Raw genomic sequence first — 19,093 nt, 5'->3', positions numbered from 1 at the left:
CCGTCCCTCGCGGACGGACCCGGCTTCTGTCGTCGGAGGACGTCAGCTGACGTCGCCGCGCCACGCTCCGGATTCGGCGCCGCGCGACTCGATGTACTTCTTGAAGTTCTCGAGGTCCTTCTTGACCGAGTGGTCGTCGGCGCCGAAGGCGGCCCCGAGCTTCTCGAGGACACCGGCGGGCGCCCAGTCGATCTGGACCGTGACGCGCGTCTCGTCGTCAGAAAGACGGTGGAAGGTCACGACACCGGCGTGGTTCTCGTCGCCCCCCACGCTGTTCCACGCGACGCGCTCGTCGGGGTGCTGCTCGGTGATCTCGGCGTCGAACTCGCGCTCGGCACCGGCGATCTTGACCTTCCAGTGCGTGAGGGTGTCGCTCTTCTGCGTGATGGACTCCACGAAGCTCATGAAGTGCGGGAACTCCTCGAACTGCGTCCACTGGTTGTACGCGACGCGGACGGGAACGTTGACGTCGATGGTTTCGATGACCTGTGCCATGCTGTCCTCTTTTCGTGTGGTTTCCGGGGCTTCCCCCAGCTTCGACCGATGCCGCCGACCCGCCCCCGGGGTTGAGGGATGAGCCTTCGTGCCCTATACGCGTGGGCGAGAGGTCGTCGCGTCATCCGCCCGCTCTTGCGGCTCGCGGATCCCGACGGGGAGGGCGCGCGCCCGCATCATCCCCGTCCGCGCAAGATCAGGTGCCAGTACACCCACGGCAGGATCCGGCGGTCGGCCATCCACGACATGCGGCGCTCGCGATACAGCGAGCGCCAGAACGGCACCGTCGGCTGCAGCCGGCCCATCCGGTCGAACTCGGCGAACACGACCGTGCCGCGCGAGACGGTGAACGGAACGACGCTGTAGCCGTTGTACTTCGCGGACGGCGTCCGCCCGGCCAGCGCGGCCTTCATGTTCTTCACCAGCGCTTTCGCTTGCGGACGAATCGCCCCTCCCGACCGTCGCGTCGCGACGGTGGCGGCATCTCCCACGGCCCAGATCTCCGGGTGGCGGGTGTGCTGGAAGGTCTCGGGATCGACGTCGACGAAGCCGTACGGATCATCGGATGCCGAGAGCCCGCTGCCGGCGATCCACTCCGGCGCCCGCTGCGGGGGGACGGCGTGCAGCACGTCGTAGGCCAACGTCTCCTCGGCGTCGCCGCGACCGATCACGAGCGTGCGGGAGTTGGCATCCACCCGTCGGACGTCCCGGCTGTAATGCACCTCGATGCCGTACTCGTCGAGCTTGCGGCGCAGTTCGGCGTCGATGGCGGGAATGCCGAAGGGCACGGGGTCCGGGCACACGAACACGACGCGGAGGTCCTCGCGCACCCCGATCGCCCGCCACCAGTCGCACGCGAGGTACATCGGCTTCTGGGCCGCGGCTCCGCACGAGGCGGGCTCCGGCGGCTGGGTGAAGACCACCGTGCCCGAGCGGAGGTCGCGCAGCACGGGTGACGCCTTCGCGGCGAGTTCGAAGTCGTAGTTCGAGATGCCGGTGGGGGCGGCCATCGCCTCGGGGAGACCGGGGATCTGCTCCCACGCCATGCGCATTCCGGCGCAGACCACGAGCTGGTCGTAATCGATGCGCCCGCCCGAGACGAGATGCACGCGTCGGGCATCGGCATCCACCGTGAAGGCTTCGTCGCGCAGCCACCGCACACCCGGAGGGATCACCTCGGCCTGCGTCCGAGCGGCCTCGGACGCCCGAGCGGCGCCACCCGCGATGTGCGACTGGAGGGGGGCGAAGACGTGGGTCGTGCGCGGTTCGATCACGGTGATGTCGCCGAGGCGTGCGCGGTGCAGGCGCCCGGCGACGGACAGGCCGGCGTTTCCGCCGCCGATCACGACGATGCGCGGGGATTCGGTCATGGGGGATCCTCTCGTCTCCCTCACGGTGCGGCCTCGCGCGTCCCCCGGCCAGCGCCTTGACACCGCCGCGTGCGCGGTCGACTCGTCGGGCGCGCGGTTCGACCCCGGTGGTCGCGGCGCCGACGAGGGACTCCGTCCCCGGTGGCCGTACGAAGGCGGGGGCGTGCGTGTCAAGGGGCGGGGCTCGAGGCGAGGAGCCCCGTTGGATGAGGGGACCGCCGATGTCGGCGGTGACGTGCGCCCCACGAAAGGACCCCCATGAGCGACGCTTCGATCGACCCGACCCCCGACGCCACGACCCCGGCCGCCGACGCGGGCATCGCGGGCGTGCAGCCCCTCCGCGACGGCGACACCTCCATCGAGCCCGACCCCGCGCTCGACCCCGCCCAGGCGGAGTGGGACGCGACGACCGCGCTCGACGAGGGTGCGGACCCCGCCGACATCAACCCCGCCACCGCGACGGGCGCCGACCCGGCCGAGATCCCGGCCGACGACAGCGATATCCCGCTCGAGGACATTCACCCCGACTCGACCGGCACCGACTCGCAGGGGGAGGATCCCGGCGTCGTCGAGCTCGGCGAAGAGGGCCAGGGCGACCTCGCCCCCGAAGACCTCTGACACGCCTTCGATGCCCCGGGCCCGTTCGCGGCGTCCGGGGCATCGTGCTGCGGGGGCGTCGGGTCGTGAGCGCGGTAGCGTCGGAGGGTGACGGATGCCGCGGCAGGGCCGCCCCTCGTGCGCGCGTTCTGGGGCGCCACCCACCCGGGCCCGACCCTCGTGGTCACCCTCCTCTCGCTCGCCCTCGGCATCGCGGCGGGCGTCGAGCCGTGGCGCCTGGCCGTGCTGGTCGTCGCCGTCTTCGCCGGTCAGGTCTCGGTCGGGCTCTCGAACGACGCGATCGACGGCGCGCGCGACGCGGCTGTCGGTCGGACCGACAAGCCCATCGCCGGGGGAGCGATCACCCCGGAGCGCGCGCTCGCGGTGGCCGTGGCATCCGCGGTCCTCGCCGTCGCGCTGTCGCTCCCGCTCGGACCGGCTCTGGTAGCCGCCCACGCCCTGGCGCTCGCCTCCGCCTGGGCGTACAACGCGGGCCTCAAATCGACGCCGTTCTCGATCGTGCCGTTCGTGCTGAGCTTCGGGCTGTTCCCCTCGTTCGCGACGCTGTCGCTCTCGCCGCCCGCGCTCGCCGCGTGGTGGGCGTCTCTCGCGGGGGCGGCCCTGGGAGCGGCCGTCCACCTCACGAACGTCGTGCGGGACCTCGACGACGACAGGCGCACGGGAGTACGGGGCCTGCCGCACCGTCTGGGTGCCCGGGCGTCCGTGGCGATCGCGGCGCTGGGGATCGTGGCCGGAGCGGTCGCCGTCTTGGTCGGAACGGATGCCACGGTCACCGGCGTGGTCTTCTTCGCCGCGGTCACGGCGGTCGCCGTCGGCGTCGTCGTGCTCGTGTACGTGAGATCGCCCGGGCGGGCGGTGTTCCAGCTGACGATGCTGGCGGCGCTGTTGCTGGCGGCTCAGCTCGTCGTCTCGTGACGATCTCGTCCGTGCGGGCGTGCTCTTCCGACACGGGGCCGTACCGACCCCACGGCGGCGGCCGCACGACGTGCTGAGCTAGGCGGTCGCGGCCCGATCGAATCGCATCGCGTAGGCGTGCGCGAAGGCGGCGCCGCCCGGTCCCCGCAGGACCGTGCGCAGCGTCGCGGTCTTCGCCGCGTGGGCTGCGGGCCCCCGTGCCCGCCCGAGGAAGGTGTTCAGCGTCGCGAGTCGGGCGGCGTGCCGGGCCGAGGCGAGACGGTCGCGTTCCCACCGAGCCAGGTCGTCCGCTGATCCCGTCCGCAGCCATTGCGACAGCAGGGGCGAGAGGGTCAGCGCGTCCAGCAGCCCGAGGTTCATCCCCTGGCCCCCGATGGGGCTGACCTCGTGGGCTGCGTCACCGACGACGAACACCCGTCCGCGCCGCAGCGCGGGGGCCACGGCGCGGCGGACGCGGAACATCGTCGCTTGCGGGATGTCGACATCGAGACCGGCGCGCTCGGCGACGGCGCGGCGCAGGAAGGCCGCGGCATCCGGGATGTCCTCCGTTCCGGCCCAGGCCACGAGGCGGCGCCGACCGCTCGGGAGGGGGAAGGACTCGAGCACGCCGGCGCGTTCGAGGTGCACGCGGGCGACGGGCCCGCCCGGGGCGACGACGTCCGCCATCGCGTAGCGGTCGGGGTACTCGTGCGTGCGGACGGCGCCGGGGCGGTAGACGAGCTCGCGGCCCGCCCAGCCGGACGCGACCACGACCACCCGGGCCCGGACCTCTTCGTCGCCGCGCTGCCCGGTCGTCTGCACACGCACCGACGAGCCGTCGTCGGAGACCGCCGTGACGGTGATCCCGCGTCGGACGGGAGGGGCGAGCCGGGTGAGGATCTCGGTGGTGTCGACCTGCGGGAGGGCGGCGACGTACGGGTGACGGGCGCGGATCCGGTCGAAGCGGATCTCGGCCAGCACCGTGCCGTCGGCGCGCGCCTCGCCGCGCTCGATGCGGACGGCGCGCGAGAGAAGCTCGTCGGTCGCGCCCGAAGCCTCGAGGTGGGCCAGGACGGGGGAATGGACGCCGATGGCGCGGGTGCCGCCGCCGATCGCCGTCCGCCGCTCGACGACATCGACGTCGACGCCGCGGACGCGGAGGTCCGCGGCGAGGGCGAGACCGACGGGGCCCGCTCCGACGACGAGGACCTCACGCACGGGAGGCCTGCCCGCGGGCGACGGCGAGGACGCGGAAGGGCGCGGGTGTCTCCACGCGCCACGGTCCTCCGAGCGCCGCGGCGAGCTCGGGAGCCCGGTAGCTGCGACGGATCGAGCGGAGGCCGTCGACGCGAAGGAACGTGCCCGCCGACAGCGGTGCGATACCGACCGCGTACAGTCCGTAGGCCAGTCGTCCGCGTGCGATGTCGGCGTGCAGGACGCTGCCCCTCGACAGGGCGAGGGAGTCGTCGGTGAAGCCTCGGAGTGCCGCAGCGTCCAGGTGGTGCAGAACGTGGTTCGACACGACGATGTCGAACCTCTCCCCGGCCGCGAGCAGGGCCCGCGAGTCCTGTGCGACGAACCGCACCCCCGGCCGCGCGCGATCGCGGGCGGCGGCGATCGCGCGCGGGTCGGGGTCGGCGCCCACGCACTCGAGCTCGAAGCCGTCACGCGCGGCCAGACCCGCCAACCTCACCAGGACGTCCCCTCCGCCGCACCCCAGGTCGAGCACGCGCGCGGGGCGGCCGAGGGCGCGCAGCTCGGGCCGGACGCGGGATCGGTAGACGTGCCCCCAGGCCGAGACCATGCGGTTCACGAGATCGAAGCGACGGTAGGTCGCAGCCAGCGCCTGCGGGTCGCAGTCGGGGTCGTCCATGAGCTCGGTCAGCGCGGTGTCGCGCCGCGCCAAGCCGGTCACGTGGCCGGACGGCGCAGCGTCAGACGCGCCGCCTCCACCGTGAGGCCGGGGCCGAAGGCGAGGGCGGCCACGCGGTCTCCGTCGCCGCGGGAGGCGTCGGCGAGCAGGTCGCGGAGGATGAACAGCAGCGTGGCGCTCGACATGTTTCCGTGCTGGCGCAGCACCTCTCGCGAGGGGGCGAGGGCCGCAGCATCGAGGGAGAGCGCACTCTCGACGCGGTCGAGGATGCTCCGCCCTCCGGGGTGCACCGCCCACGCGTCGATGTCGTCGAGGTCGCCGATCACATTCGCGGCGATCGCGGAGATCTCGCGACCGATGATGCGGGGCACCTCGGGGGTGAGGGTCATCTCGAACCCGGAGTCGCCCACCGTCCAGGCCATGTCTTTCTCGCCCTGGTCTATGAGGTGCGTGGCGAAGCCCTCGAGGTCGAGGCCCTCGTGGTCGGAATCTGCGGATGCCACGACCGCCGCTCCCGCTCCGTCGGCGAACACCGAGGCTGCGACGATCTGGTCGGGGTGGGACGAGGTCTGCCAATGCAGGGAACACAGCTCGGTGCACGCGACGAGCACGACCGCGGCGGGATCGTCGCCGACGATGCGGGCGGCCAGCCGCAGGGCAGGGATGGCCGCCGCGCACCCGATGAAGCCGAGGTGGTAGCGCTCGACCGTGGGAGAGAGCCCGAGATCGCGCACCAGGTGGTAGTCGGGGCCGGGTGCGAACATGCCGGTGCACGAGACGGTCACGACGTGGGAGATGGCATCCGCGGTCCGTCCCGAACCTGCGATGGCGGCGCGAGAGGCCTCGGCGAACAGCGGTGGAGCGGTGCGACGATACTCGTCGTTGCGCGCGCCGGTCGGGGGCATGAGGAGTGTGTCGCCGTCGCGGACCTCGAGTGCGTCGCCCTGCCCGCCCGCGAGTTGGGGAAGGACCACGTGCCGGGTGTCGATGGCCGCGGCATCGAAGGCGGCCCCCACGAGCCGCTGGGCCTTGCGGTCGAAACCGGGCTGTGCGGCGAACAGGTCACGCAGGGTCGACTGGTCGACACGAGTGTCGGGCAGGGCCGTGCCGATCGAGAGGATACGGGCGGTCATGCCTCACTGTAGACACGGCGCCGCCGCCCTTCGTCGGGGATGGCGCCGTGTCGGCACGCCGTCTATGGTGCGCCGGGCTCAGGCCGCCAGCATGCGCGACACGAGCAGGTTCTCGACCGTCGCTCGGTAGTCGGCGATCATGCGGCCCCGGTCCATGCGGGCCCGGGCCGCGAGGGCGGCTGCGCGCAGCGCCGGGCCGAGGGCGAGGGCGTCTCCCCAGGCCTGGACGATCGCGTCGACGTCGCGCGCCGTCACCAGGCCGAACCCCTCGACGAGGCGCGCGGCGTCTCCGACGTCGGTGGTCACCGGAACAGCTCCGGATGCCGCTCCCTCGACGAGGCAGAGGGGAGAGGCCTCACCGAAGGCGCTCGTCAAAGCGACGACGTCGGCGATGCGGTACAGCTCGGGCATGTCCTCGCGAAGGCCCAGGGCGTGCAGGGGCACGCCGTCGTCGACGCCGCTGTCGGCGAGGAGCGAGACGAAGGCCGGGTTGGCGCGGGTCATGCCCGATCCGCACACGACGTACTGCGTCCCGGGCGCCGTGCGCGCGTGCGCCGCGACGGCCCGGAGGAACAGTCCGGGGTCCTTCATCGCATCGAAGCGCGCGGCCAGCAGCACCACGGGGGCGGAGTCCGGGATGCCGAGCCCCGCGCGGATCCGTCGCCGCTCGGCGCGCGTGCCGGGGCGGAAGCGGCGGGTGTCGATGCCGTTGTCGATGACCCAGGCCTCACCGGCCGAGACGCCGGCGCGCGCGTAGGCGCGGGAGGTCGACTCCGCGCAGGAGATCGTCGCCGTGACTGCCCCGCAGGAAGCCGACTCGACGAGCCAGCCGAGGGCGGGGCCGGAGTGGGTGGGGTCGGAGCGGTGCAGGCAGGCGGCGATCGCGCGGTCGGGCAGCATGCCCGCGCGCTCGAGGGCGACGACCAGGCTGAGCGGCTGCTCTTTCAGCGAGAGGATGACGTCGGCCTCCGCGAACAGGCGCGCGGCGTGCGTGAGCTCGTCCCTCGTGTACTCGTCGGGGCCCGGGGGGCGGTCACCGGCGACGCGGTCGAACGTGTCGATGCGGACCCCGCGCTCCTGCAGACGACGAAACCGGGTGTCGTCGTGCGCGAACTGCAGGGACGCGTCCCGCCGTGCGGCGGACGTCAGCGACAGCACACGGTGCTCCTGCGTCCCGTCGGCCGCGAGCCCCTCGACGACATCGGAATGGAGGATTCGCGCGCCTCCGGCGAAGAAGCCTTCGTAGAGCGAGAGCACACGCACGGGTCGAGTCATCGAGGTCGCTTTCCAAGCCGGGATCCACTACCGCGGGTGCGGTCGTCCCATGCTGGAGCCTCGACCAGGTGCGGCGGGTTACACCGTGGAGACCATCGTGTGAACGCCCGGACACGAGCCGACGCGCCGACCTCCGGGGGAAGAAGCCGACGCGCCGGGTGAAGGGGCGGTGGAATCAGGCGCGGAGTGCGTCCGCCATCGCCTCACCGGCCGAGCCCGTGCGCGACCAGGGCCACCGCCTCGCCGTGCGCGGCGCGGGTGATTCCTCGATCGAGCGCGGCCCGATGCCGTTGCCCATCGCGGCCGTCATGGCGATGCTCCACACCGAGCCCGTCTGTCGTCCGCTCTGCTGTCCGTGGATCATGGTGTTCTCCTTGCTCCCGTCTCCCGACGGCGCTGTGTACGTCATAGACCCGGGGGGAGGGGCGTGAGACCGGCTTGACAGGAGTCTCGACGTACCCATCACCCGGTCCGCCGCGTGTCGAGCGGCCGGTGGAGCATCCTGCGCCGCTCCGTGCAAGCGGACTGGACACTGGGCCGGAGTGGGTACGATCATGGGTCGTGCACTCGTCCCCCGAAACTTCGTCTCGCCCCGCGCCGGGGTCGGAGGTCGGCCGCGCCCTCCTCGCCTACGGCGAAGCCCGCCGGGTCGCCGCCGCGGAAGCGCGTCGTGAGCTGTCCTTGAACGAGCTCGACGCTCGCGCCCTGCTGTTCGTCGCCGAGAATCCCGGGGCTCGGCCCTCGCACGTGCGTGACCACCTCGGCATCACCTCGGCCGGCGTCACCACGCTCATCGACCGCCTCGTGCAGCGCGGTGCCGTGCGGCGCGACCTCGACGAACAAGATCGTCGGGTGAACCACATCACGGTGATCATCGACCTCGACACTGCGCCGTGGTCACAGCTTCGCGCCTTCGACACCGCCGTCGAAGCGGCGATCGCCGACGTGGATCCCGTCGATGCGAAACGGCTCGCCGAAGTCCTCGACCGCATCACCGCGCAAGCCGTGAGCTGAGCTTCTTCGACTCGACCCGTCGCGCCCGGCGGCCTCAGACGTTCGCGAGAAAAGCCTCGGATCGTGCCTGGAGGAAAGAACACAACGCCGACAACGTCGCCAATTCACCCGACAGCGCCATGACGCGACCGGCCGGCAGGGGAGCGGCGTCTTCGCGGGGCTCGAACGTCACGGCCCATTCGGTGGAGTGCAGCTCGGGGCCGGGGGCGATGAAGAACGTCGTCGAAACGCTCTTCAGCCGGGCGGCGATGAGTCCCGCATCGGCGCCGTCGTCGAGGTCCTGGGGAATGACGCGCAGCATGTCTGCGTCGTCGTAGCCGAGCGCTCGGAAATCGTCGACCCAGGTTTGCAGCGTGGTGGTCGTGCGAAATGGCATGAGAGCTCCCTTCCCTGGCGGACGCCGGGTAGCCCCCGTCCCATTATGGGCCGCACCAGGCGCCCCGGGCGGGGTCACGAGCTCCGCCTCGAGGCGCCTGCCGACCACCGCGCCGGGGAACGGAGAGCGGTCAGGATGCAGCGAGTTGCTGCTCGGGGATGATGGCCGGTCGACGTACGTCGGGTCAATCTGCACGGAGTTCATCTTTCGCATTCCGGATGCCGATTGACGTACGCGGTCCGAATCCGCCGAAATGCGCATCGCAATTTCTATGAGCGATAGCGTGGAATGCGGATGGGGGGCATCCACGACGCCGCGGTCTCTTCGGCTGAGCGTGTGAGAGCGTTCCCATAGTGGCCCCCGCCACTGAGCGCAATGGTCTTGCCGCACATCCTCGGACTATTTAGGAAAAAGGCGTGGAGCATACGAACATCGAAACCCGCGACGCCGAGACGGTGGAGCACCTGTGGCAGACCGTCGTTCCCGGAGCGCGCATCTCGCGCGCCGAGGTGATCCAGCCGGCTCTCGCCTGGCATGCGGCCTCCGAGCCCGGTTTCGCTTTCTGCGATTACACGATCGGTTCGACGATGATCGTCGAGTCCGATCCGCGCGATCAGGTCGTGGTCGGTCGTATCGCCGGTCCCCGGGTATCGGGTACCTACCGTCGCGAGCGCATCGACACGGCGGTGCCGTTCATGGTCGTCGACCGCCCTCTCGAGATCGCCTTCACCGGGCGCATCGCCGGTACCGCCGTCTCGTTCGCCCGCTCCGACTTCGACGAAGCCGCGCGGCGGCTGTCGGGCGACGACACCCTGCGCGTCCGGCCGACAGGGTACGCGCCGGTGAGCGAGCAGCGCCTGCGCTACTGGTCGCGCACGTGGGAGTACGCCCGCGACGTGCTGCTGCGCTCACCCGAACGAACCCCGATCATCGAGCAGCAGGCCCGCACCCTTTTGCTGGAGGCCTCGCTCCTCGCCTTCCCGACGACCTTCACCGAGGCCCTCGCGGCCGGCCGCCCCTCGCGGCCGCTGCCCGCCCCGGTGCGCCGGGCCAAGGCGTACGTCGAGGCGCACGCGGCAGAGCCCGTGGTGCTGGCCGATATCGCGCAGGCGGCTCGTCTGTCGCCGCGCGGCCTGCAGTACGCGTTCCGCGCGGCCACCGGACGAACCCCGATGCAGTACCTGCGCCGCGTGCGTCTGGACGCCGCACGCGCCGAGTTGCGCAGCGCCGACCCGTCGGTCGAGACGGTCGCGGCGATCGCGGCACGGTGGGGGTTCTCGAACCTCGGGCGCTTCGCCGCGATGTATCGCGGGGAGTTCGGCGAGACGCCGTCGATGACGCTGCGGTCCTGAGGGCGGCGGGCTCGCGTCGAGCGGGATCCACCGGCGGGCTCGTGGCCCCGGCCGCCCCCTTCGAGGCGAGCGCGGGGTCAGTGTCCCGCGCCGAGCCCTCCGCTCAGGCGCGCGTGCAGCCGGGCGGCGGTGTCGTTCATGCCCTCGATCTCGACCGTCGTGCCGAGGTGCGCGTACTTCGTCTGCACCGCGTCGAGAGCTGCAACCGTGGACGCGTCCCAGACGTGCGAGCGCGAAAGGTCGATGACGACCCGCCGAGGGTCGTCGTGGTACGCGAACTTCGTGGTCAGGTCGTTGCTCGAGGCGAAGAACAGCTCGCCCTCCACGGTGTAGCGAGCGGTGTCGCCCTCCACGGACCGCGTCACCGCGGTGACGCTCGCGACCCGTCGTGCGAAGAGCACCGCGGCGGCGATCACGCCCACACCCACGCCGATCGCGAGATTGTGCGTCCACACCGTCACGGCGACCGTGAGCACCATCACGATCGTCTCGCTCAGCGGCATCCGGCGAAGGGTGGAGGGGCGGATGCTGTACCAGTCGAAGGTGGCGATCGATACGACGATCATCACGGCCACGAGCACCGCCATCGGAACGACGGCGACCACGTCGCCGAAGGCCAGCACGAGCACGAGCAGGAAGACGCCGGCCAGGAAGGTCGAGATGCGGGTGCGCGCTCCCGAGGCCTTCACGTTGATCATCGTCTGGCCGATCATGGCGCAGCCGCCCATTCCGCCGAACAGCCCCGACAGCAGGTTCGCCGCCCCCTGGCCGAGGGACTCGCGCGTCTTCGACGAGGGGGTGTCGGTGATGTCGTCGACGAGGGCCGCGGTCATGAGCGATTCGAGAAGGCCGACGATCGCCATGGCGACGGCGAAGGGCAGGATGATCGCGAGCGTCTCGCCGGTGAGCGGCACGTTCGGAACAAGCAGGGCGGGCAGGCTCTCGGGCAGGGCGCCCTGGTCGCCCACGGTGGGCACCGAGATGCCGAAGACGACCGCGGCTGCGGTGAGCAGGACGATCGCGACCAGCGGCGCCGGGACGACCTTGGTCACGCGCGGCAGCAGATACATGATCGCCAGCCCCGCCGCCGCGATCGGGTAGACCGCCCAGGGCACGCCGATCAGCTGCGGCACCTGGGCGACGAAGATCAGGATCGCGAGGGCGTTGACGAAGCCCACCATGACGCTGCGGGGAATGAATCGCATGAGCTTGGCGACCCCGAGAATGCCGAGGATGACCTGCAGGATGCCGCCCAGGATCACCGTCGCGAGCAGGTAGTCGGCCCCGTGCTCGCGGGCCACGGGGGCGATGACCAGGGCGATCGCGCCGGTGGCGGCGGTGATCATGGCGGGGCGGCCGCCGAGGAAGGCGATCGCCACGGCCATCACGAACGATGAGAAGAGCCCGAGGCGCGGGTCGACCCCGGCGATGATCGAGAAGGCGATCGCCTCGGGGATGAGGGCGATGGCGACGACGAGGCCGGCCAGCACCTCGCGGGTCAGCAGGCGAGGCGAACGCAGGGCCTGCAGGACGGTGGGCTCGGTGCGCGGGCGCGCGGGGGCAGAGGTCATGGTGATGCTCCGGGGTGGGGGAGGGGTCCGCTTCAACGCGGGGAAGAATAGGGGGGTCGCGATCGCGACCTATCGAACTCTACCGTAACGAGAGGGTTGCGGGATCGGGGATGGCATGACCGACGTGCGGCCGATGCAGATCGGCGAACTCGCCGAGCGGACGGGGCTGTCGATCCGCACCCTTCGCCACTACGACGAGATCGGGCTGCTCCGCCCCTCGGCGCGCAGCGAGGGCGGGTTCCGGCTCTACACGGCCGACGACGAGTCGCGGTTGCTTCTCATCCGCCGGATGAAGCCGCTCGGATACTCCCTCGAGCAGATGGGGGAGCTGCTCGCCGTGGTCGACGGACTCACCGAGGCCCCGGACGATTCCGCTCTGGTGGCCCGTCTCGCCGACATTCGCGACGAGGCGCATCGCCGTCGCGAAGACCTGCGGCGCCAGCTCGCCGCCGCCGACGAGTTCGTCAGCCAGCTGGAGGCGCGATGACCGCTCACGACATCACGCTCGAGGGTCACGGCATCCGTCTGACCCCGGCGGAGCCGGCGGACGCGGCGCAGGCGTGGCCGCTGACCGACGCGGAGCTCTGGGCTCGCATGACGACCCCGTGGGCGGATTCGGTCGAGGCCTACGCCGCTCGGGTCGAGCAGCAGGTCGCGACGCCGGGGCTGTACGCCTTCACCGTGCGCGACGCCGAGACGCGAGAGGTTCGCGGTGCGACGACGTTCTACGAGTACGTGCCGCCGCAGGGGCGGGTCGAGATCGGGACGACCTGGTACGGCCGCGCCTTCCAGGGTGGGCGCACGAACCCCGCCGCGAAGCTGCTGCTGCTCGCCCACGCCTTCGACCAGTGGCAGGTGAATCGAGTGGCGCTGCGCTGCGACGCGCGGAACGAGCGCAGTGCGCGCGCGATCGAGCGACTCGGCGCGACGCGAGAGGGGCGGCTCCGGCGGCACCGCATCGCACCCGACGGCAGTGTGTCGGACACGCTGTACTTCTCGATCCTCCGCGAGGAGTGGCCGGCCGTGCGCGCGGGTCTCGAGGGGCGTCTGGGCGGCTGACCCGCCCACGTGAGCAGGCTCGCGCGGCGGAGGATGCCCACGCGCGAGCGGAACGTTCTCCGCGGGCGAGGTGAGCGGGATGCTCAGCCGGCCGCAGCCTCGGCTGCCCGGCGGCGCGCGAACTCCCGCGCCTCGGTGAACAACTCGAGGTCGATCTGCACGTGCCGGCGGGCCAGCTCGGCGGCCTGTTCGGGCAAGGCCTGAACGATCGCATCGACGATCGCGTCGTGCTCTCGCGCCGCGCGCGTCTCCATGCGGCGATGACTGCCGCGATCGCCCCACGGGTGCGCTGGTGCCGACAGTGACAGATGTCGCTCGTGCTCGAGCAGGATGTCGCGCAGCGCGGTGTTGTGCGCCGCCTCGATGATCGCGAGGTGCAGCAGGCTGTCGGCGCGCTGCTTGGGGCCGCCCGACTCGGCGGAGTGGAACTCGGCGAGGCGCTCACGCATGACGGCGATGTCGGCGTCGCTGCGCCGCTCGGCGGCGAGGCGCGCGAGCGAGGAGTGCAGCATCGAGCTCGCGGTGCACGCGTCGACCAGGTCGCTCCAGCGCTCCTCGAACCAGCGGTCGACGCCGACGACGATGGAGGCGGGCCACTCCTCGGTGACGAACGTGCCGCCCCCGCGCCCCCGACGCCGTTCGATCAGACCCCTCGTGGACAGGTCGTCGAGGGCCGCGCGCACCGTCGTCCGGCCGACGCCCAGGAGGGGCGAGAGGTCGCGCTCGGCGGGCAGGCGGGTACCCGGGAGGAACTCGCCCACCGCGACGGCGGTGATCAATCGCTCGGTCACGCGCTCCACCAGGGAGGCGTCGTCGGTGTCGGCCATGGGCTCCCGTCGTTTCTCCCATGTTAAATCCGGAGAAAAGGTTTGCCAACGCACCTTTAAGGGTCCACGATGACTCCATGCAGCGCGAGATCACCGTTCCCTTCCACGACGGCTTCACCTGGGCCAGACTCACCGAACCGGCCGAGCCCTCCGGGAAGGCCCCCCTCTTCGTCCTCCACGGCGGGCCGGGGATGGCGCACGACTACGTCTCGAACCTCGACGCGCTCGCCGATCTGACCGGGCGCACCGTCGTGCACTACGACCAGATCGGCTGCGGCAAGAGTTCGCACCACCCCGACGCCCCGGCCTCCCAGTGGGTGCCGCAGCTGTTCGTCGACGAGTTCCACAACCTGCAGCGCGCGCTCGGCTTCGACGAGTACCACGTGCTCGGGCAGTCCTGGGGCGGCATGCTCGGAGCCGAGATCGCCGTCCGCCAGCCCGCGGGGCTGCGGAGCCTGGAGATCTGCAACTCCCCGGCATCCATGGCCCTCTGGCTCGCGGGGGCGGCCCGCCTCCGTGCCGAGCTCCCCGCACGAGCCCGCGAGGCGCTCGACCGCCACGAAGCCGCGGGTACCCTCGACGACCCGGAGTACGCGGAGGCCACCCGCGTGTTCTACGAGCGGCACGTCTGCCGAGTGACCCCCATGCCGCAGGACTTCGTCGACAGCGAGCAGCAGATGCTCGCCGACCCGACCGTCTACTTCACGATGAACGGCCCGAACGAGTTCCACGTCGTCGGCACCGGTCGCGACTGGACGATCATCGACCGTCTGCCCCGGGTCGCCGTGCCCACGCTCGTGGTCGCCGGCGAGTTCGACGAGGCCACGCCCGAGACCTGGGAGCCCTTCGTCGAGCGCATCCCCGGCGCCCGGTCGCACGTCTTCGCCGGGGCGAGCCACTGCACCCACCTCGAGATGCCCGAGGCCTTCCGCGCGGTCATCGCCGACTTCCTCGCACCCCTTCCCTGACGACGCACCCCGACCCCCACCCGAACCAGGAGACCCGATGTCGCATCACGCCCCCGAGGCCCAGCAGTCGCTGGAGTCCTTCGGCTACAAGCAGGAGCTCAAGCGCTCCATGTCCACCCTCGACCTCGTGGTCTACGGTCTCGTCTTCATGGTGCCCATCGCGCCGTGGGCGATCTTCGGCGTCGTGTTCAACGCCGCGAGCGGCATGGTGCCGCTGGTCTACCTCACCGGGGTCATCGCGATGATCTTCACCGCCCTCGCCTACGCGCAGATGTCGAAGGCGTTCCCGATCGCGGGCTCGGTGTTCTCGTACGTCGGTCGGGGTCTGCACCCCACCGTGGGCTTCTTCGCCGGGTGGGCGATCCTGCTCGACTACCTGCTCGTGCCGACCCTGCTCTACGTCTTCGCGGCGTCGTCGATGGCGGGGATCTTCCCCGATGTCCCGCAGTGGATCTGGGCCGTGGTCTTCGTCGTCGTCAACACGGTGATCAACGTCCTCGGCATCGGCTCCATCAAGATCGCGAACCGCGTCATGCTCGCCATCCAGCTCGCCTTCGTGGTGATCTTCGTCGTCATCGCGATGATCGCGCTCTCGTCCGGCACGATCCCGGGCGCCGAGTTCACGATGGCGCCGCTCTGGGACGCCGAGAAGGTCAACCCCGCCCTCATCGCCACCGCCCTCTCGATCGCGGTGCTGAGCTTCCTCGGCTTCGACGGCATCTCGACGATGGCCGAGGAGTCCACGGGGGACCGGAAGTCCGGCGGACGCGCGATGATCATCGCCCTGCTCGTGGTCGCGGTGCTCTTCATCGCGCAGACGTGGTTCGCGAGCGCCCTGGCCGCCGGCACCATCGAGTTCGGCGACGACGAGGTCAACAACGCGTTCTTCCTGCTGGTGGCCAAGGCCGCCGGCAGCGGGTGGGCCACGGCGTTCCTCGCGGTCAACGTCATCGCGGTGGGTATTGCCAACGCGGTGGCGGCGCAGGCCGCGACCTCGCGCCTGCTGTACTCGATGAGCCGTGACCGGCGCCTCCCCGCCTTCCTGTCGAAGGTGACCTCTCGCCAGGTTCCGATGGCCGCCATCCTGATGGTCAGCGCCATCTCGCTGGTGCTCGTGCTGTTCTTCGTCGGCCAGATCGCCGTGATCTCGTCGCTGGTGAACTTCGGCGCCCTGCTCGGCTTCATGCTGCTGCACGTGTCGGTGGCGGCGTACTACCTCGGCAAGAAGAAGTCGAAGAACTATCTGCTGCACCTCGTCGTGCCGCTGGTCGGCTTCCTCATCATCGGTTACGTGCTGCTCAACGCCGACATGACCGCCAAGGTCGGCGGCATCCTGTGGCTCGTCGTCGGGGGGATCGTGTACCTGATCTTCGCCCGCAAGCACGGGGGAGCCGCCGGTCCTCTGCCCGAGCACGCCACGTCCACCGCCGGTGAAGGCGGGGGAGAGGTCGCCCCTCGATGACCGTCGACCACTGGCTCGGCAAGGATCACGGTCGTCCCGGCTACGACGCATCGGTGCCTCCGGTGCTGCGCCTACGGCCCGGGACCGGTGAGACGATCGCCTTCGAGACCGACGACGCGGTCTACGCCGAGCTCCACGACCACGGCGATCTCGGTGCGCTGCGGGCGCCGATCAACCCGGTGACCGGGCCCGTGTACGTCGAGGGCGCCAAGCCGGGCGATGCCCTCGCCGTGCACGTGCACGAGATCCGCCTCGGCGACTACGGCTGGTCGCAGAGCCTCCCCGGCGCGGGCGCGCTGCAGCACCGCATGCCCGAGCGCGTCATCAGCCGTCGCATCCCGATCGACGCCGAGGGCGTGCATCTCACCGACCGGCACGTGGTTCCCGCGCGACCCATGATCGGGTGCATCGGAACGGCTCCCGCGTCGGGGCGCAACTCCACCGTGATGCCCACGACCGCTCTCGGCGGCAACATGGATCTCACCGACGTCGCTCCGGGGGCCACGGTCTACCTGCCCGTCGAGGTCGAGGGCGCGCTCCTGTCGATCGGTGACATCCACGCCGTGATGGCCCGCGGCGAGTCGTCGTTCGTCGCCATCGAGGCGGCGGGCGTCGCCGTGGTCTCGATCGATCTCATCGCGGATGCCGCTCTGCGGGCGCCCCGGGTCGAGACCGACGAGGAGTGGATCTTCGTCGGCCTCGGAGACCCGGTCCAGGAGAGCATCCGGCGCGGGTACGAAGACGTCTTCGACGAGCTCGTCGACGCGCGGGGATGGGACCGCATGGATGCCTACGCGGTCATGAGCGCGCTCGTGCACAGCGAGCTGGGCGGCCCGACCGGCTCCGAGGCGCCCGACCCGCTGCACCCGTTCCGGGCGGTGGGGGCGGTGACGCTGCACAGGTTGCCGAAAAGCGTGCTCTGACATACTGCGCCGATGACCGACGCTTCCGACCCCGCCGCGAGGGGTGTTTCGCATGGCTGATCTCGACTTCGTGCTGCGCCTGCTGCTGGCAGCGGGGTGCGGCGTGCTCATCGGTTTGGAGCGGCAGTATCGCTCCCGCACGGCGGGCCTTCGCACGCAGGCGCTCGTGGCCATGGGAGCTGCCGCTTTCGTCCTCTTCGGCAGCGAGCTGGGGGTGGGCCAGGGCTCGCTGCAGATCGCCGCCTACGTCGTCTCGGGAGTCGGTTTTCTCGGCGGTGGTGTGATCCTCCGGCAGGGCCTGTCCGTGCAGGGACTCAACACCGCTGCGACCCTGTGGTGCTCGGCGGCCGTCGGGTGCCTGGCCGCGGGCGGGCTGGTGGTGCCGGCGCTGACGATGACGGCGCTGGTGCTCCTCGTGCACGTCCTCCTCCGCCCGCTCGGTCGCCTCGTCGACCGCGCCCCCGACGCCAACGCCGAGACGATCGGGGCATTCGTCCTCACGGTGCGCGCGCTCGAGGAGCGCGAGCAAGAAGTGCGCGAGCTGCTCTCCGACACGCTGGAGTCACCCGATGTCCTCGTGCTCGCGATGTCGAGCCACGAAGACGACGGCGTCGACGAGGAGCCGGCGGGCGTGATCCTCGACGCCGAACTGCTCATCGAGGGAGACGCGCCCGAGTTCCTGGATGCCGTGACCACCCGGCTTTCGCGCGACACCGGTGTGCGCGCGATGTCGTGGAGGGCGGAGGACAGCCCGATCACCGTCCGAACCCGGCGCCGATTCGGGCGGGGCTGAGCGACGTGTAAGATCGTCCCTTGGAAGTGTGTCCGAGCGGCCTAAGGAGCATGGCTGGAATCCATGTAGGCGGGGTAACTCGCCTCGCAGGTTCAAATCCTGTCACTTCCGCCACGAGATGAGCCTCACCCTAAGGGGTGGGGCTCATCTCGCATGATGCGGGTCCCTCATAAGACATGGTTTACCCAGAGATCTCAGGTCAGGTCGGGGCGTATCGCCAAGCGTTGGATCTCGTCGGCTGACCAGTCCGCGCGCGTCTCGTCGTCCGGCAACGTGACGACTTTGTCGAACATGCGAACGAGGGGTCCGAGATCTTGCTGATCGGACCCGGCGCGCGCCGCGAGATGGTTCTCGTCACCGTGGACGGGGCGCCAGTCGAGTTGCCACCCCGCGGCTAGTGCGACGCGATTCCAGTAGATGCGCTGCACTCGTCCGTTGCCCTCTCTGAAGGGGTGGATGTAGTTGATTTTCTCGTAGTGATGGGCAATATGCTCGACGAACTCGTCGCGGCGTAGCCCGGAGAGATGATTGTCCTCGGCGAGTGCCGCGAAGCAGATGCTGGCGGCGTGCTCAATGTAGCCGACGGGGAGGAAGAACTCGGCGCCAGGAACATTCTTCCGTACGTCGATCGTCCTCACCTGCCCAGCCCAGTCGTAGATGTCCTGGAAGAGGTGAAGGTGGATCCGTTGCAGCTCGCGCAGATCGTTTGTCGCCGGAACCGGTTCATCCAGCAGCTGCAGTGCTCTCACGAAGGAGAGGTCTGCCTCGGCGGCGCTGAGATCAGCTGCGGAGGTGAGCCCGAGGAGGTTCCTCAGGACGTTGGTTCCCGGTATCAGATACGGATCGACGACTTCAGGAGAGGCCATACCTGCTGCGCACCCGGTCGACAAGCTCAGTCGAGTCGATCTTCCCGGCAACATACGCATCGGCGTCGGTGAGGGTCGCCTTGCTGATACTCAGTCCCTCGATCTCGGCGCTGTGGATCGCCGCCTCGACGCTCTTCGCCCGCACTGCGGTGGTCTCCATCTCGACTCCCGTCCCGTTCGTCACAGTCTACGAGCGACGGCTGACTCTCGACTGGACCCCAGAC

General features: G+C 70.6%; 22 protein-coding genes and 1 tRNA gene. 11 read left to right on the top strand and 12 right to left on the bottom strand.

All coding sequences use genetic code 11. The features are described 5' to 3' along the window. Positions 1–42: 42 nt before the first annotated feature. Together OVA17_RS01840 and OVA17_RS01835 are read right to left on the bottom strand one after the other, a co-directional pair. Positions 43–495, bottom strand: a complete 453-nt coding sequence (locus OVA17_RS01840; protein WP_267787792.1) for an SRPBCC family protein — start codon at positions 493–495, stop codon at positions 43–45. 176 nt (positions 496–671) lie between these two features. After that, positions 672–1,865, bottom strand: a complete 1,194-nt coding sequence (locus OVA17_RS01835; protein ID WP_267787790.1) for an NAD(P)/FAD-dependent oxidoreductase — start codon at positions 1,863–1,865, stop codon at positions 672–674. A gap of 258 nt (positions 1,866–2,123) precedes the next feature. Here OVA17_RS01835 and OVA17_RS01830 point away from each other — a divergent pair, with 258 nt between their 5' ends. Together OVA17_RS01830 and OVA17_RS01825 are read left to right on the top strand one after the other, a co-directional pair. Continuing rightward, the gene (locus OVA17_RS01830; protein ID WP_267787788.1) at positions 2,124–2,483 is read left to right on the top strand and encodes a sugar ABC transporter ATPase; all 360 of its coding nucleotides are present in this window, start codon (positions 2,124–2,126) and stop codon (positions 2,481–2,483) included. 87 nt (positions 2,484–2,570) lie between these two features. Continuing rightward, the gene (locus OVA17_RS01825) at positions 2,571–3,398 is read left to right on the top strand and encodes a UbiA family prenyltransferase (protein WP_267787786.1); all 828 of its coding nucleotides are present in this window, start codon (positions 2,571–2,573) and stop codon (positions 3,396–3,398) included. Between the two features lie 78 nt (positions 3,399–3,476). Here OVA17_RS01825 and OVA17_RS01820 read toward each other — a convergent pair whose 3' ends face one another. The 5 genes from OVA17_RS01820 to OVA17_RS01800 form a co-directional block, all read right to left on the bottom strand. Next, entirely contained in the window at positions 3,477–4,595 is a 1,119-nt protein-coding gene (locus OVA17_RS01820) for an FAD-dependent oxidoreductase (RefSeq protein WP_267787784.1), read from the bottom strand. Continuing rightward, on the bottom strand, positions 4,588–5,250 hold the full coding sequence (locus OVA17_RS01815) for a methyltransferase domain-containing protein (protein ID WP_420712434.1): 663 nt from the start codon (positions 5,248–5,250) through the stop codon (positions 4,588–4,590). Before OVA17_RS01815 ends, OVA17_RS01820 begins: the two co-directional genes overlap by 8 nt. A 38-nt stretch (positions 5,251–5,288) precedes the next feature. Next, complete coding sequence (locus OVA17_RS01810; protein ID WP_267787780.1) at positions 5,289–6,383, bottom strand: type III polyketide synthase; 1,095 nt, start codon at positions 6,381–6,383, stop codon at positions 5,289–5,291. A 78-nt stretch (positions 6,384–6,461) separates the two neighbouring features. Then, positions 6,462–7,658, bottom strand: coding sequence for a glycosyltransferase (locus OVA17_RS01805; protein ID WP_267787779.1), 1,197 nt, complete (start codon positions 7,656–7,658; stop codon positions 6,462–6,464). 175 nt (positions 7,659–7,833) lie between these two features. Continuing rightward, a complete protein-coding gene (locus OVA17_RS01800) occupies positions 7,834–8,022 on the bottom strand; it encodes a hypothetical protein (RefSeq protein ID WP_210073515.1) in 189 nt (62 codons plus the stop codon). Between the two features lie 197 nt (positions 8,023–8,219). Between OVA17_RS01800 and OVA17_RS01795 the strand changes: the two genes are divergently transcribed. Then, the gene (locus tag OVA17_RS01795; RefSeq protein ID WP_267787777.1) at positions 8,220–8,672 is read left to right on the top strand and encodes a MarR family winged helix-turn-helix transcriptional regulator; all 453 of its coding nucleotides are present in this window, start codon (positions 8,220–8,222) and stop codon (positions 8,670–8,672) included. A 34-nt stretch (positions 8,673–8,706) separates the two neighbouring features. On the opposite strand, the gene OVA17_RS01790 is transcribed toward OVA17_RS01795, so the two are convergent. Continuing rightward, positions 8,707–9,048 carry a hypothetical protein gene (locus tag OVA17_RS01790; RefSeq protein ID WP_210073519.1) on the bottom strand — a complete coding sequence of 114 codons (342 nt, stop codon included), beginning with the start codon at positions 9,046–9,048 and terminating at the stop codon, positions 8,707–8,709. 416 nt (positions 9,049–9,464) lie between these two features. Here OVA17_RS01790 and OVA17_RS01785 point away from each other — a divergent pair, with 416 nt between their 5' ends. Beyond that, a complete protein-coding gene (locus tag OVA17_RS01785) occupies positions 9,465–10,400 on the top strand; it encodes a helix-turn-helix transcriptional regulator (RefSeq protein ID WP_210073521.1) in 936 nt (311 codons plus the stop codon). Between the two features lie 77 nt (positions 10,401–10,477). On the opposite strand, the gene OVA17_RS01780 is transcribed toward OVA17_RS01785, so the two are convergent. Continuing rightward, entirely contained in the window at positions 10,478–11,971 is a 1,494-nt protein-coding gene (locus OVA17_RS01780) for a SulP family inorganic anion transporter (protein WP_267787774.1), read from the bottom strand. A 115-nt stretch (positions 11,972–12,086) separates the two neighbouring features. Here OVA17_RS01780 and OVA17_RS01775 point away from each other — a divergent pair, with 115 nt between their 5' ends. Both OVA17_RS01775 and OVA17_RS01770 read left to right on the top strand, forming a co-directional pair. Beyond that, a complete protein-coding gene (locus OVA17_RS01775) occupies positions 12,087–12,458 on the top strand; it encodes a MerR family transcriptional regulator (protein WP_267787772.1) in 372 nt (123 codons plus the stop codon). Then, positions 12,455–13,030 (top strand): GNAT family N-acetyltransferase, encoded by a 576-nt coding sequence (locus OVA17_RS01770; protein WP_267787770.1) that lies wholly within the window; start codon positions 12,455–12,457, stop codon positions 13,028–13,030. The genes OVA17_RS01775 and OVA17_RS01770 overlap by 4 nt, the downstream gene beginning before the upstream one ends. Before the next feature lie 83 nt (positions 13,031–13,113). Here the strand turns inward: OVA17_RS01770 and OVA17_RS01765 are convergent, their stop codons facing one another. Continuing rightward, the gene (locus OVA17_RS01765; RefSeq protein WP_267787768.1) at positions 13,114–13,857 is read right to left on the bottom strand and encodes a FadR/GntR family transcriptional regulator; all 744 of its coding nucleotides are present in this window, start codon (positions 13,855–13,857) and stop codon (positions 13,114–13,116) included. Between the two features lie 77 nt (positions 13,858–13,934). On the opposite strand from OVA17_RS01765, the gene OVA17_RS01760 reads away from it, so the two are divergent. The 5 genes from OVA17_RS01760 (at position 13,935) to OVA17_RS01740 (ending at position 18,117) form a co-directional block, all read left to right on the top strand. After that, positions 13,935–14,825, top strand: coding sequence for a proline iminopeptidase-family hydrolase (locus OVA17_RS01760; protein ID WP_267787766.1), 891 nt, complete (start codon positions 13,935–13,937; stop codon positions 14,823–14,825). Between the two features lie 37 nt (positions 14,826–14,862). Continuing rightward, positions 14,863–16,287, top strand: a complete 1,425-nt coding sequence (locus OVA17_RS01755; protein WP_210073532.1) for an APC family permease — start codon at positions 14,863–14,865, stop codon at positions 16,285–16,287. Then, the gene (locus OVA17_RS01750) at positions 16,284–17,210 is read left to right on the top strand and encodes an acetamidase/formamidase family protein (protein ID WP_267787764.1); all 927 of its coding nucleotides are present in this window, start codon (positions 16,284–16,286) and stop codon (positions 17,208–17,210) included. Before OVA17_RS01755 ends, OVA17_RS01750 begins: the two co-directional genes overlap by 4 nt. Before the next feature lie 52 nt (positions 17,211–17,262). Then, complete coding sequence (locus OVA17_RS01745; protein WP_210073536.1) at positions 17,263–18,003, top strand: MgtC/SapB family protein; 741 nt, start codon at positions 17,263–17,265, stop codon at positions 18,001–18,003. Between the two features lie 22 nt (positions 18,004–18,025). After that, positions 18,026–18,117, top strand: a tRNA-Ser gene (locus OVA17_RS01740). 80 nt (positions 18,118–18,197) lie between these two features. Here OVA17_RS01740 and OVA17_RS01735 read toward each other — a convergent pair. Both OVA17_RS01735 and OVA17_RS01730 read right to left on the bottom strand, forming a co-directional pair. Further along, positions 18,198–18,869 (bottom strand): Fic/DOC family protein, encoded by a 672-nt coding sequence (locus OVA17_RS01735; RefSeq protein WP_267787763.1) that lies wholly within the window; start codon positions 18,867–18,869, stop codon positions 18,198–18,200. Beyond that, positions 18,856–19,029 (bottom strand): antitoxin VbhA family protein, encoded by a 174-nt coding sequence (locus tag OVA17_RS01730; RefSeq protein ID WP_267787761.1) that lies wholly within the window; start codon positions 19,027–19,029, stop codon positions 18,856–18,858. The genes OVA17_RS01735 and OVA17_RS01730 overlap by 14 nt, the downstream gene beginning before the upstream one ends. Between the last annotated feature and the right edge of the window lie 64 nt (positions 19,030–19,093).

Origin of the sequence: Microbacterium sp. SL75 (assembly GCF_026625865.1) — a bacterium.
GTDB lineage: Bacteria > Actinomycetota > Actinomycetes > Actinomycetales > Microbacteriaceae > Microbacterium.
This window is presented reverse-complemented; position numbering and strand designations above follow the sequence as displayed.